This window comes from Algibacter sp. (genome assembly GCF_039977455.1).
In the GTDB taxonomy this organism is placed as follows: domain Bacteria; phylum Bacteroidota; class Bacteroidia; order Flavobacteriales; family Flavobacteriaceae; genus Algibacter_B.
Map to the genome: position 1 here is coordinate 48,003 of NZ_JBDWDG010000013.1, position 13,783 is coordinate 61,785.

Genomic DNA, 13,783 nt, shown 5'->3' on the forward strand with positions numbered 1-13,783 from the left:
AAGGATTTTTACTATGAAACTAACAAATTCTTCATCCAATATTAATTATTCAATAGAAAATTTAGACAAAACACTTTTGCTTTCCTTTTACAGGAATATGTTGAAGCCTAGATTGATAGAGGAGAAGATGATTGTTTTGTTGCGCCAAGGAAAAATTAGTAAATGGTTTTCAGGTATTGGTCAAGAGGCTATTTCAGTGGGCGTTACCATGGCTATGAAAGCAGATGAATATATTTTGCCTATGCATAGAAATTTAGGTGTTTTTACTACTCGAAATATTCCTTTGTATAGATTATTTGGACAATGGCAGGGAAAAGCTTCAGGGTTTACTAAAGGTAGAGATAGATCTTTTCATTTTGGAACACAACAGTATAAAATTGTGGGTATGATTTCCCATTTAGGACCACAATTAGGCGTTGCTGATGGTATAGCATTAGCCTATAAATTAAAAAACAAAAACCAAGTTACAGCAGTTTTTACAGGTGAAGGTGGTACTAGTGAAGGCGATTTTCATGAAGCTTTAAACGTGGCATCAGTTTGGCAATTACCGGTTATATTTTGTGTAGAAAACAATGGCTATGGCTTATCAACTCCAACAAACGAGCAGTATAACTGCAAACATATAGCCGATAGAGGGTTAGGATACGGTATGGAATCGCATATTATAGACGGTAATAATATCGTTGAAGTATACACTAAAGTAAACGCACTTGCCGAGGATATAAGGAGGCATCCAAGACCTGTTTTATTAGAGTTTAAAACCTTTAGAATGCGTGGTCATGAAGAGGCTAGTGGCACCAAATATGTGCCAGAAGGATTAATAGGCGCTTGGGCAGAAAAGGATCCTGTTTTAAATTTTGAAACATTTTTAAAATCGAAAAATATTTTAAATGAAAACCTCGAAGCCGATTTAAAAGCTGAAATCACTAAAGAAATTACCGAACATTTAAAGGTTGCCAACGATGAATCGGATATAATTCCTTCTGAAAGTGAAGAGTTAAATGATCTTTTTCAAGTTTTTGAAAACGAAAGTATTAGTGAAACTTCTGAATTCGAAGATATTCGTTTTATTGATGCTATTTCAATTAGCTTAAAAGAAAGTATGACACGTCATGAAGATTTGGTTATAATGGGGCAAGATATTGCAGGGTATGGCGGTGCTTTTAAAATTACTGAAGGTTTTGCAGACCAATTTGGAAAGGAGCGTGTACGGAATACACCAATTTGCGAATCGGCCATAATTGAAGCGGCTATGGGTTTATCTATAGCGGGAATTAAGAGTGTAGTTGAAATGCAATTTGCCGATTTTGTAAGTTCTGGTTTTAATCCTGTTGTAAATTATTTAGCTAAGTCGTATTACAGATGGAAACAAAATGCCCACGTGGTTATAAGAATGCCTTGCGGCGGCGGCGTGGCAGCAGGACCGTTTCACTCACAAACAAACGAGGCCTGGTTTACTAAAACACCAGGTTTAAAAGTGGTTTATCCTGCATTTCCTTATGATGCTAAGGGCTTATTGAACCAAGCTATTAACGATCCAAATCCTGTTTTGTTTTTTGAACATAAAGCCTTATATCGTAGTATTCGACAAGAAGTACCCAAAGGTTACTATACTTTACCTTTTGGTAAGGCTTCTGTTTTAAAATCAGGCAATGATATTACAATTATTTCGTACGGAGCTGCTGTGCATTGGGTTTTAGAAACTCTAGATAATAACCCTGATATTTCTGCAGATGTAATTGACTTAAGAACCCTTCATCCGTTAGACTTGGAGACTATTTATACTTCGGTTAAACATACAGGAAAAGCTATTATTCTTCAAGAAGACTCCCTTTTTGGTGGTATAGGAAGTGATATTTCAGCAAGTGTTATGGAACAGTGTTTTCAGTATTTAGATGCACCTGTAAAACGTGTTGCTAGTATGGAGACTCCTATTCCGTTTGTTTCTCAATTAGAAGAGCAATATTTACCTAAAAACAGGTTTGAAAAAGCATTGAAAGCCCTTTTAGCTTATTAATGTTTATATTTAAATAATCATAAATCATATGTTTTGAAAACCTTTACTTGGCTTTGTGTTTTTTTATTTTTATGCTGCGGAAAGTCTAAACCAACATTAGAAGATAGATATATTTGGAAACCATTACAGGTTACAGCTTCCGCTTATAATTCTTTGGCTTATCAAACTAATGCCAATCCACATATAACAGCATTTGGAGATAGTTTAAAACCAGGCTTAAAATATATAGCCGTTTCTAGAGATTTGCTAAAATTAGGTCTAAAACACGATACTCCAGTAAAAATTGAAGGCCATAAAGGTGTGTATTGGGTAAAAGATAAAATGCACTCTAAATGGGAAAATAAAATTGATATTTATATGGGTGTCGATGTTGAAGCAGCTAAAATTTGGGGAAGAAAAAAAGTTAAAATAGAATATGGCATACCAATAAACTAGGGTTCTAAAAAAAATATTAAGGAATCTAAAATAATTACAGGCTTTTGTTAAAAATATCCTTTTAGGTACAGTATTTGTTAAACCATTACTAAATATTAGGATTAAACGGGGTGATTTTCTAAGAAAGAAATATCTTTGATAAAATTATAGCCCTCAATCCCTAAATTAAAAAATGATATCAGATTGATGAAACCTTATGTTTTTTTTCTTTTTTTATTATGCTTTTCGTTGTCTGTTCAAGCACAAATAGATAGTAAAAAGAAATCTTTTTCTATCCCTGCGGTTGAAAGTAAAAAAGACACAGCAGATATATCACCACTAACACCTTCTAAACCTATTGAAAGTGATAATTCTATTGGATTAAACAGACCTAAAGTATCACCAAACCTTGAAATGCCTAAAAAAGAATTCTCTATGTTTCCAGAAGAAGAGTTTGGAAATCCTGGAGAATTATATAGCAAAAGATTGGGGCAGGTAGCTCAAGAATTATTACCAGAGGGGCATGGTGAGAATGCAGGACTAAAAGAAGACGCGTATTGGGGAGATTATAGAACTAAATCTAAATTTATACATATAAAATATAGAGATTATAGCGCTATAGATGGTGATGTTCTAAGGGTTTTGGTTGATGATGATGTAATAAAATCGGGCGCTTATTTAACTGAAGGTTTTGGCGGGTTTAAGCTAAAACTAAAGGATGGACTTAATAAAATCGACTTTTATGCGGTAAATGAAGGTTCATCAGGGCCAAACACAGCAGAATATAGAATTCTCGATGAATGGAATAATCTGATTTCCGGAAAAGTATGGGCGCTTTCCAAAGGGGTAAAAGTGACAATTATAATTATAAAGGAGTAGTTGTTATACTAAGAAATTATCCCATTAATCAACTTCAATTCCTCATCAGAAAAACTTAATAAATCTAAAGCTTTTACATTTTCTTTTAACTGATTTGAAGAACTAGCACCTACCAATACCGATGCTACTTGTGGCTGTCTTAATATCCAAGCAATAGCCATTTGAGATAGTTTCTGTCCGCGTTCTTTCGCAATAGCATTTAGATTTATTATTTTATCTAAATGATCTGTAACCGATTCTTTATTTAAATACGTTAAATCTTTGGCAGCTCGAGATCCTTCGGGTACACCGTTTAAATATTTGTCCGTAAGCATTCCCTGAGCTAAAGGAGAAAAGGCAATACAGCCCACACCGTTAGTTTCTAAAGTATCGAGTAGTCCGTCTTCAACCCAACGATCGAACATTGAATATCTAGCCTGGTGTAAAATAAAAGGCACTTTTAACTCTTTTAAAAGTTCTGCAGCCTTTTGAGTATCTTCTGGACTATAATTTGAAATACCAACATATAGCGCTTTTCCTTGGCGTACAATATCTGCCAAAGCCCCCATAGTTTCTTCTAAAGGTGTTTCTGGGTCTGGTCTATGATGATAAAAAATATCGACATAATCTAAACCCATACGTTTTAAACTTTGGTCTAAACTTGATATTAAATATTTTCGAGACCCTAAATTCCCATAAGGTCCTGGCCACATATCGAAACCAGCTTTGGTAGCTATAAATAACTCATCTCTATAAGGTTTGAAATCCTTTTTGAAAATAGTTCCAAAATTCTCTTCAGCAGATCCATATGGTGGTCCGTAATTGTTAGCTAAGTCAAAATGAGTAATTCCTAAGTCGAAGGCTGTTCTTAAAATATCTCTGCCATTCTGTATAGGATCAATAAACCCGAAATTATGCCATAAACCAATGGAGAGAGCAGGTAGAAGCACGCCGCTTTTTCCCGTACGATTGTAGGTCATGTTATCATACCTGTTCTCGGTAGCTAAATATTTTTTTACTCCAGATTTATCGTTTGTATTCATAATGGATGATTAATAAAATCAAAGGTATCAAATCCTTTTAAAACTATTAAATAAATAACTAGACTTGCATTTAATAAAAACTATAAAACCTTGCTTTGTGTTATTAAAAACGCTGTTTTTCAACACGTTATGGTTGTGTTTAAATCTTTCAAATAGTTCTAATTTGCCAACTGTTAATATTAGTTTAATAATTTCACACTAAAAATGCTTGATAACCCCTTTAAAGATGTTATTTTTGCACGTTTCAAAATTTAAAATATGTCCGTTACAAAAGCAGAATTAGAATTAGAAGAAAGAGCAGAAGGTAAAAGTTTATATAGTTACCAAAAAGGTGCGATAGATAAGATTTTTACTGCTTTTGAAGAATCTCCAAAGGATTATCACTTGCTTTACCAATTACCAACAGGAGGTGGTAAAACAGTTATTTTTTCTGAAATAGTTAGACAATATTTGAAGCATCACAAGAAGAAGGTGCTAGTAATGACACACCGTATTGAGTTGTGTAAGCAAACTTCTAATATGCTTACCGAATTTGGTGTATATAATAAGGTTGTAGATAGTAAGGCGGACCTAAGCGATCAAGCAGATTTTAGTTGTTTTGTTGCTATGGTGGAAACATTAAATAATAGATTAAATGACGACAAGCTAGATATCTCTGATATTGGTTTAGTTATTATTGATGAGGCGCATTACAACTCCTTTACAAAATTATTTAAGTTTTTTAGTAAATCCTTTATTTTAGGAGTTACGGCAACACCTTTAAGTTCTAGTATTGAATTACCAATGACCGATAATTATGATGAATTAATTGTTGGTGAAAGTATAGAATCGCTTATAGAAAACGGCTTTTTAGCGCGAGCAGAAATGTTTACTTACAATGTAGGATTAACATCTTTAGTTGTAGGTGCTAATGGTGATTATACAGTTAAATCTTCGGAAGACTTGTATACGGATAACGATATGCTATCCAAATTATTACAAGCGTACGAAGAACGGGCAAAAGGAAAGAAAACGCTTATATTTAATAATGGTATAACAACCTCGCTGCATGTTTACGACACGTTTAAAAGAGCGGGGTATCCAATTGCTCATTTGGATAACACAAATACCAAAAAAGAACGAGCCATGATTTTAAAATGGTTTAAAAACACACCAGGAGCGGTTTTAACTTCGGTAAGTATTTTGACTACAGGTTTTGATGAGCCAACTGTAGAAAGTATTATTTTAAATAGAGCAACCAAATCCCTAACGCTTTATTACCAGATGATTGGTCGTGGATCACGTATCTTAAAGGATAAAAAATCATTTTCCGTTATTGATTTAGGTAATAATTTTCACCGCTTTGGTCCTTGGGGTGATGGTTTAGATTGGCAACGTATATTTAAATCACCTACCTATTATTTAGACTCTATTTTAAGTGATGATGAGTTAGAAAGCAATTTTAGATATGAAATGCCAGATGCTTTGCGCGCAGAGTTTGCAAAGTCTGAAGATGTCCATTTCGATATTCAGAAAACCTATGTGGATTCTATAAGAAATGGAGAATCTTCAAAGGTTGTTTTAGAGCGCTCCATAGAGCAACATGGTAAAATTTGTATTGAAAACAGTGAAGATGTTTATGATGCCTTGGCACTAGCTAAACAACTTGGTGATGATATCGATTTTAGGATTCAACGTTATACCAAATGCATTAGTAAAAGTACATATAACTTTGTAGATTGGTTAAAAGGAGATTATCGCAAGAAATTAAATTCTTATTTACGTACAAATTTTGATGAAGTTTTCGAACAGATTCACGGTTTTCCACCTGAGGATTGATTCTTATAGGAATATTTTTACTGGTACCTATGATAATTCTGCTATATTTGTAGCGAAAGTAAATAATAATTTGTTGATAGATAGATTATTATGGGCTTAAAACTTAAATATTGCTACAAAAGATATTAAATATAGGTATAAGCTCTGGCCTTGATTCAGATTTGACTAAAAGGATTAGGATTGTAAATGTTATGTCTTTAGTAACTATTTCAATCTCATTATTCTTTATAGTGTATGAGACCTTATTTAGTTGGCCAACAATAATTATTTTATTTGGTTCCATAGTTTTTGTAACCTCAAGTATATCTTTAATTTTAAATTTCAGGAAGCAATTTAAAATTGCTATTATAAACTATTTAGTTTCTGCGTTTATAATAATTTTTACTACTCCAATATTGTTAGGTCCAAATTTGCACTATCAATATTTTTTTGTTTGCTTAATTGGCTTGCCGTTTATTTTAATAAAGAAAGAAAACAAATTATTAAGACGTTTTTTATCTATATTACCAATTGTATTATGGGCTTATTTGGAGTTTCATTTTATTAAGTTTGAACCCGTTTTTCATTTGCCTGAAGATTATGTTTATTTGATTAGAGCATTAAATGACTTTTTAATGTTCGTTATTGTATTTTGTTTGTTTTATGCGTTTATGAAAGAAAATGATACGCACTTAAATGCATTAGAGGATAAAACGTTAAAACTAACCGATTCTTACGCTAAACTAGGGCAGTTTTCATATATCGTTTCACATGATTTAAAATCGCCACTAAATAATATTGATTCTTTAATTACAATTATTCAGGAGGAACATTCTGAAAATCTTGATGAGGAAGGTATGGAGTTGGTTTCTATGATTAGGGAATGTGCTATCCACATGAGGACCCTTGTTACAACAATTCTAGAATATTCGAGAGCTGAAGAGGGAATTGTGAATGTAACAACATTTAATAGTATTGAGCTTTTTAAAGCAATTCCATTATTAATTAATATCCCAGAAAACATAACGTTACAGTACCCTAATAACACGGCTGTTATCCAAGGTTCCTACAGTCAGTTAGAGCAAGTTTTAATTAATTTGATTAGTAACGCTGTAAAATATCATGATAAAGAACATGGTCTGATAAAATTAACTATAACCCCTTTAAATTCTGAATTTTTAAAATTTGAAGTTATAGATGATGGACCAGGAATAAAACCAAAATTCCATGACATTATTTTTGAAATGTTTGGAACAGCTAATGAAGAATTTAGACCTGATAGTTCTGGCTTTGGTTTATCTATTGTTAAAAAATTAGTCACCTTAAACCATGGACAAATAGGTCTGAAAAGCGTTTATGGATCCGGTAGTTGTTTTTGGTTTACCTGGCCTTTAAAAAGAGTTAGTAAATAGCTTAAAATCTGTTAGCTATTTCTAGTTTTAAATCTTCTAACTTCCTTTGTTTAGTAAATAGGTGTTCTAAGTTTATAAAAACTATAGATTTATTTAACGTCTAACTGCTTATTTTAACGGCATATAGCTATTTGTGGTTATCATACCTTAATTATGGACTGTTTATTATAACTTCATGAAAATAAGGCGTATCTTTGTTCTATATTAATATTAAAACCCAGTAGGAGTATTTAAACTATGGCAAAATCGCAAGTAACATTTAACAAAATTGAAAAAGAAAAAAAGCGCTTAAAGAAAAGAGAAGAAAAGCAAAAAAAGAAAGATGCTCGTAGAGCTGAAGCTAAAGAAAACCCACAAGGAATTCAGTTTGCTTATGTAGACTTCAATGGAAATTTAACGGATACACCGCCAGACCCAGCAATGCGCGAAAAGGTTGAGGCAGAAAGTATTGAATTGGGCATCCCGAAGAAAGAGGATAGAGAAGAGGAGGAGCCAGCAAACAAAGAAGGAAAAGTGTCTTTCTTTGATCATTCTAAAGGTTTTGGTTTTATTTTAGACAGTATAAACCAAGAAAAATATTTTGTGCATGTTAGTGGTTTACTTGAAGATATCGAGGAAAATGACAAAGTAACTTACGAGTTAGAACGTGGCCAAAAAGGAATGAACGCCGTTAGAGTTAAAAAGATTTAAGAATTATTTTCTTCTAGGTTTACACCAGAAATATACATAATATAAAAGGCTAAAATATGAGTGCATCGCGTAAAACGGTTCTTATAATTTTAGCCTTTTTTGCTGTTTATGTTATTTGGGGCGCTACTTATATGTTAAATAAAATAGCAGTCTCACAGTTACCCCCATTTTTTCTTGCATCAGTTAGGTTCCTTGTTGCAAGCATTATCATTTTTATTATAGCCAAAAGCTTAGGTTTTAGTCTTACTATTACCAAAAAGCAATTTCTAAATTCGTGTATTGCAGGCTTATTGTTTTTAACTTTAGGTAATGGCTTGGCTGTTATGGCCTTGAAGTATATTGATAGTGGTTTTGCGGCTTTGGAAATTTCATCACAACCTTTGGTGGTACTTATTATGATGCGGGCTTTCCAAGGGAAAAAGATTAAAACCATGTCCTACATAGGAGTAGTTTTAGGTTTTATTGGTATTTTTTTATTAGTAAGTCAAAACGAAATAATAAATAAAGAAGGCCAAATATTGGGTATGGTACTCATATTTTTATGTATGCTATGTTGGGCTTATGCCAGTATTTTTGTAGGAAACGCAGATTTACCAAGTAATCAATTTGTAAATACGGGTTATCAAATGCTTATAGGTGGGGTTATGCTTTGTATTGCAAGTTTATGCTTAAATGAGCCTTGGTCGCTACCTAATGTTTGGCAGCACGATGTACAATGGGCTATGGGTGGCCTTATAATTTTTGGCAGTATTGTAGCGTTTACGGCTTTCAATTACCTTTTAAAAGAAGTATCTCCGGAAAAAGTGGCTACGTCTACTTATGTGAACCCCATAATTGCTTTAATTTTAGGTTGGTGGATTTTGGATGAGCAAATAACTGTTCAATCCATTGTTGCAGCCGGAGTTTTATTAACTGGTGTCTATTTTATAAATACAAAACGCCTTTTTAAATTAAGAAGTATTGGAGGTTAAACAAGCAATAAAATTCATGATTATAAGCACAATGGCCTTTGCTTGTATGAATGCAACAGTAAAGTATTTAACCCATATAAGTGCTTACCAAATTGTGTTTTTTAGGTCAGTTGGGTCTTTGTTTTTCACCTTTACCTTTTTGTTAAAAAACAAAATTCCTTTTTTAGGAAACAACAGAAAACTATTAGTACTAAGAGGTCTTGTTGGCGTAGTGTCTATGACCTTGTTTTTTATGTCTACTAAGTATTTACCTATTGGGACAGCGGTTTCTTTGCGTTATATGGGACCAATTTTTGCTGCCATTTTTGCCGTGTTTTTGTTAAAAGAAAAAGTAAAGTCCTTACAGTGGCTTTTTTTCGCTATGGCATTTGCAGGCGTTATAGTTTTAAAAGGTTTTGATACCGAGCTTAATTGGTTTGGTTTAACCTTAATTTTTATATCTGCCATTTTTATTGGTTTAGTTTATATTATAATTAACAAAATTGGTAAAAGCGATCATCCGGTGGTTGTAGTTAATTATTTTTTAGTTATATCTACCATTGTAGGTGGTTTGCTATCCATTAACAAATGGGTTCAACCTGTAGGGAAGGAATGGGCTTTATTATTAATGTTAGGTGTGTTTGGGTATTTTGGGCAAGTAAATATGACTAAGGCACTACAAGCAGCTTCTACAACTCAAGTAGCACCACTTAAATATTTAGAGGTTATTTTCACCTTGCTATTTGGTGTGTTCTTTTTTAGCGAAATTTATACCTTTTGGAGCTTATTAGGTATTGCTTTAATTATATCCGGTTTGGTGTTAAATATTTTATATAAAGGCAAAAAAAAACAAGCAATCATTAAATAGAATAGTGTATAATCATTCATTATCTAAGAATTTAAAATTCGTAATTTTACCACAATTTATTTGAACATTTTATTTCATGACTTTTAAAACCCGAATTAACAACTATAGAAGAAAAATTATGCGCAGTATTACTAAAAATATAGGTAGTGCGTATACCGAACCTAAAAAAGGCGAAATTTATAGTTCTGAAATTAAAAAAGTCTTAATCATTAGGCCTAATCATCGTTTAGGAAATCAATTATTATTAACACCACTTGTGCAAGAGGTCATCAATACGTTTGAAGGCTGCGAAATCGATTTATTTGTAAAAGGTGGTGTGGCGCATCCCGTTTTTGAAAAATACATCCAAATAAATAATATTATTAAATTACCAAAAAAGCCTTTTAATAATTTATTTCAATACGCTAAAAGTTGGATTTCTATAAAAAAGAAAACATACGATTTAGTTATAAATGCCGATAAAAATTCATCGTCCGGAAGGTTATTAACACAAATGGCTAAGGCACGAGTTAAGGTTTTTGGAGATATTGATGACGATATTAAAAGTACTTATCCTGACCACGAACATATTTCAAAATATCCTATTTATAATTTAAGACAGTACTTAGCTAAATTAGGACTGAATAAGGCTAATGCCGACATGCCTGTTTTAAACATTAAACTTGATAATGAAGAAATTAAACATGGTAAAAACGTTTTAAAAGATATAACAAATAACGATAAAAAAACGATTTGTATTTACACCAATGCTACAGGTGATAAATGTTATTCTGAAAGTTGGTGGGAAACATTTTATAACAGATTAAAACAAGAGTATCCGGAATATAATATTATCGAAATGCTACCTATCGAGAATATTTCTAAAATCAACTTTAAGGCAGCACATTTTTACAGTAAAGATCTGAGAGAAATGGGCGCTATTATTCATAATACAAGTATTTTTATAGCCGCAGATAATGGCGTTATGCATTTAGCTAGTGCCTCATTAACACCTTGCGTAGGCTTCTTTTCGGTTACAAACCCTAATATTTATGCACCTTACGGCAACGGAAGTGTGGCTTTGCATACAAAGGAAACCGATATTAACGATTGGATAAAGGCTATTAATTCTATTCTTAAATAAACAAAAAAGAATTTAATTTATTTGTTGTAATTTTAGTGTGTATCCTTAAATATACGGCAAATGAAAACGGTCTCCCTATATATTGCATTAGTTTTTATGTTGGTCTTGTCGTGTAAAACGGCTAAATTTTCACCGGCTGAAATTGAAACCTTCGAAAATTTAATAGTTAGCAAAAACTTTACTATAGAGTCAGACAGGGCATATCCGTTAATTACTAATGCCATGCAACAAGTTTTAAATTCAGGAATTATGCGACCTGATAATTCTGGTAGTGTAATAAGTTTAATAGGTAATTATAATTTCTTGACTATTAAAGGAGATAGTGTTTCATCGCATTTACCTTATTTTGGAGAACGCCGGATGGGGGTAGCTTATGGTGGTGGTGATAGTACAATCGAATTAGAAAGTGTAATGAAAAACTACACGGTTACCGAAGGGAAAAATAAAAGCTATATTATAAAGTTTGATGCCCATAGTAAAGGTGAAAATTTTAAAACGCAGTTAACGTTATTTCCAAATTTAAAGGCTGATATCCAAATATCTGGTAACTCTAGAACTTCAATTTCCTATTCCGGAACGCTAGAAGCCATTGAAGACACCGAAGATAACAAGTAGGTGCGTTAAGGATTGAAAGAGAAAGCCGGAAGCTCGACGCAGGCATTAGTGAGGACTTGTACTGAAAAGCCTGACTGTTTTAGGGTAACCTGCCGGCTGGCCGGCAGACGATTAAGTAGTTATTTTTTTACAGGAATGGGTTTAAGTTGTATTAATCCAAAAGTATCTAGCAATCTAATAATAAGATAGGTGATATCGATTTCGTACCATTTTACACCAAAATTTGCTCTATTAGCATGTTTATGATGATTGTTATGATATCCTTCGCCCATCATTAAAAAATCGAATCGAAATAGATTTTTACTAGTATTCTTCATTTTGAAATTCACATATCCATAAATATGACCAAACCAATTAATAATAACACCGTGAATTGGAGCCATTAAAAAAGCTATAGGTAGTAAAAGCCATTGCCACCATGCGGTTACAAACAAGGCAAAAAATAGAATATAAAGCCCTATCCAAAGTATTCTTGAAAAACGAGAACTCGCAAAGGCATCAAAAGATTTCCATTGCGGAACATTTTTGGTAAAACGTTGGTCTATGGCTATACGGTCTTTATTTATATCTTGATAAATGTTTTTTGTTCGCCACATCATTGCAAATAAATTAGGATCGTGTGATGGTGAATGTGGGTCTTTATCCGTATCGGTATATGCGTGGTGCATACGATGCATAATCCCGTAACCGTAGGCGCTTAAATAACTAGAACCTTGAAAAATCCAGGTTAATACAAAGGTGATACGCTCCATGGTTTTAGACATGGTAAATACTTGGTGTGCTGCATATCGATGCAAAAAGAAGGACTGAAAAAAAAGACCTCCGTACCAAAGTACAATTACAAAAAGAACAACTAACATAATTTTTTTTTACAAAGATACTAGCGTGCGGCATTCTAAACAATGAACCTAAATCAATAAATGGATATTATAGGCGCTTCCTAATTCGGCTTAAGGCCTGTGCAGTAACACCAATGTAAGAGCTTATATATTTTAAAGGAATTACTTTTAAAAGTTCGGGACGCTCCTTAAATAATTTCATGTAGCGCTCTTCAGCAGTAAGGTTTAATAAATTTTGCTCGCGTTTAGATTTTAATAAAAACAAACGTTCGGCAGTTAATCGGCCAACTAAATTACCTATTTGTGTGGTTTTATAAACCTCTTGTAAATCGTTGTACGTAATACTCACTATAGTAGTATCAGTAAGGGCTTGTAACTGGTATGCAGACGGGGTTTGTGTTAAAAAAGAATCGTAAGCGCTGACAAATTGGTCCTTAAAACTAAAACCAAAAGTAATTTCTTTTTCTGGGTTTTCCTTAGGGATAAATAAACGTACCACACCAGATTCTATAAAGGAAATATGATTTTCAATCTCATTTAGTTTTAAAAAAACGTCTTTTTTAGGAATAACCCGACGCTTTAATCTAGATGTAAAAAAGTCCCAATCTTCTTGAGATATCGGCGCAATTTGATCTAAATGTTTTTTTATCTGTTCCAATTTTAAATCTACTTATTTTGGTCCACAAATATAAGAATTCAGATACCTATAAAAGCGAAATTAAAAAACTAACAGCTATTATTAGCAGTATTTTTTTATAACCCTTTTTTTTAACCTATTTTTGCAACTAAGTAAATTAAAAATAAGTAGACTACTAGTAAGTCGAATAAAAATTAGAAAAGTTGATTAAAGATTTTATAAACAGGTTATTTAGCGGTAAAAAAGAAACTAATTTAAAACAAGGCACAGTTAAGTTTTTCAATTATAAAAAAGGATACGGTTTTATAACCGTTAAAGATTCTGGAGACGAAATCTTTGTGCATACCAAAAACCTTATAGACAAGATTAGAGAAAAGAACCAAGTGACTTTTACTATAGAAAAAAGTCCTAAAGGCCCAATTGCCACCAATGTGCGCGTTGTAAAATAGTATTTAGTTTCTCAAAAGTTATAAAACCATCTTTTTAAGGTGGTTTTTTTTATGTCTAATTCTTTAATTTA

14 protein-coding genes are annotated in these 13,783 nt (G+C 32.6%); 11 read left to right on the forward strand and 3 right to left on the reverse strand.

All coding sequences use genetic code 11. The features are described from left to right. Positions 1 to 13 precede the first annotated feature (13 nt). The 3 genes from ABJM36_RS04430 (at position 14) to ABJM36_RS04440 (ending at position 3,310) form a co-directional block, all read left to right on the forward strand. Positions 14 to 2,017 carry a dehydrogenase E1 component subunit alpha/beta gene (locus ABJM36_RS04430; protein ID WP_348449588.1) on the forward strand — a complete coding sequence of 668 codons (2,004 nt, stop codon included), beginning with the start codon at positions 14 to 16 and terminating at the stop codon, positions 2,015 to 2,017. Positions 2,018 to 2,128: 111 nt separating this feature from the next. Beyond that, the gene (locus ABJM36_RS04435) at positions 2,129 to 2,452 is read left to right on the forward strand and encodes a hypothetical protein (RefSeq protein ID WP_348449823.1); all 324 of its coding nucleotides are present in this window, start codon (positions 2,129 to 2,131) and stop codon (positions 2,450 to 2,452) included. Positions 2,453 to 2,680: 228 nt separating this feature from the next. Further along, positions 2,681 to 3,310 carry a hypothetical protein gene (locus ABJM36_RS04440; RefSeq protein ID WP_348449590.1) on the forward strand — a complete coding sequence of 210 codons (630 nt, stop codon included), beginning with the start codon at positions 2,681 to 2,683 and terminating at the stop codon, positions 3,308 to 3,310. Positions 3,311 to 3,318: 8 nt separating this feature from the next. Here the strand turns inward: ABJM36_RS04440 and mgrA are convergent, their stop codons facing one another. Beyond that, positions 3,319 to 4,332: an L-glyceraldehyde 3-phosphate reductase gene (mgrA, locus tag ABJM36_RS04445; protein WP_348449592.1), complete on the reverse strand. Its 1,014-nt coding sequence runs from the start codon at positions 4,330 to 4,332 to the stop codon at positions 3,319 to 3,321. 258 nt (positions 4,333 to 4,590) lie between these two features. On the opposite strand from mgrA, the gene ABJM36_RS04450 reads away from it, so the two are divergent. The 7 genes from ABJM36_RS04450 (at position 4,591) to ABJM36_RS04480 (ending at position 11,787) form a co-directional block, all read left to right on the forward strand. Then, positions 4,591 to 6,150: a DEAD/DEAH box helicase family protein gene (locus ABJM36_RS04450; protein ID WP_348449594.1), complete on the forward strand. Its 1,560-nt coding sequence runs from the start codon at positions 4,591 to 4,593 to the stop codon at positions 6,148 to 6,150. A 191-nt stretch (positions 6,151 to 6,341) separates the two neighbouring features. Next, positions 6,342 to 7,541, forward strand: a complete 1,200-nt coding sequence (locus ABJM36_RS04455) for a HAMP domain-containing sensor histidine kinase (RefSeq protein ID WP_348449596.1) — start codon at positions 6,342 to 6,344, stop codon at positions 7,539 to 7,541. A gap of 237 nt (positions 7,542 to 7,778) precedes the next feature. Next, positions 7,779 to 8,231 (forward strand): cold shock domain-containing protein, encoded by a 453-nt coding sequence (locus tag ABJM36_RS04460; RefSeq protein ID WP_092853675.1) that lies wholly within the window; start codon positions 7,779 to 7,781, stop codon positions 8,229 to 8,231. Positions 8,232 to 8,287: 56 nt separating this feature from the next. Next, positions 8,288 to 9,202, forward strand: coding sequence for an EamA family transporter (locus ABJM36_RS04465; protein ID WP_348449599.1), 915 nt, complete (start codon positions 8,288 to 8,290; stop codon positions 9,200 to 9,202). Positions 9,203 to 9,218: 16 nt separating this feature from the next. Then, the gene (locus ABJM36_RS04470) at positions 9,219 to 10,049 is read left to right on the forward strand and encodes a DMT family transporter (RefSeq protein ID WP_348449601.1); all 831 of its coding nucleotides are present in this window, start codon (positions 9,219 to 9,221) and stop codon (positions 10,047 to 10,049) included. Between the two features lie 76 nt (positions 10,050 to 10,125). Next, a complete protein-coding gene (locus ABJM36_RS04475; protein WP_348449603.1) occupies positions 10,126 to 11,172 on the forward strand; it encodes a glycosyltransferase family 9 protein in 1,047 nt (348 codons plus the stop codon). A gap of 60 nt (positions 11,173 to 11,232) precedes the next feature. Next, positions 11,233 to 11,787: a DUF4251 domain-containing protein gene (locus ABJM36_RS04480; RefSeq protein ID WP_348449605.1), complete on the forward strand. Its 555-nt coding sequence runs from the start codon at positions 11,233 to 11,235 to the stop codon at positions 11,785 to 11,787. Between the two features lie 119 nt (positions 11,788 to 11,906). Here the strand turns inward: ABJM36_RS04480 and ABJM36_RS04485 are convergent, their stop codons facing one another. Together ABJM36_RS04485 and ABJM36_RS04490 are read right to left on the reverse strand one after the other, a co-directional pair. Continuing rightward, entirely contained in the window at positions 11,907 to 12,647 is a 741-nt protein-coding gene (locus tag ABJM36_RS04485; RefSeq protein WP_348449607.1) for an acyl-CoA desaturase, read from the reverse strand. Between the two features lie 67 nt (positions 12,648 to 12,714). Further along, positions 12,715 to 13,284 (reverse strand): Crp/Fnr family transcriptional regulator, encoded by a 570-nt coding sequence (locus ABJM36_RS04490; RefSeq protein ID WP_348449609.1) that lies wholly within the window; start codon positions 13,282 to 13,284, stop codon positions 12,715 to 12,717. 182 nt (positions 13,285 to 13,466) lie between these two features. On the opposite strand from ABJM36_RS04490, the gene ABJM36_RS04495 reads away from it, so the two are divergent. Next, the gene (locus tag ABJM36_RS04495; protein WP_348449611.1) at positions 13,467 to 13,712 is read left to right on the forward strand and encodes a cold shock domain-containing protein; all 246 of its coding nucleotides are present in this window, start codon (positions 13,467 to 13,469) and stop codon (positions 13,710 to 13,712) included. Positions 13,713 to 13,783: the final 71 nt, after the last annotated feature.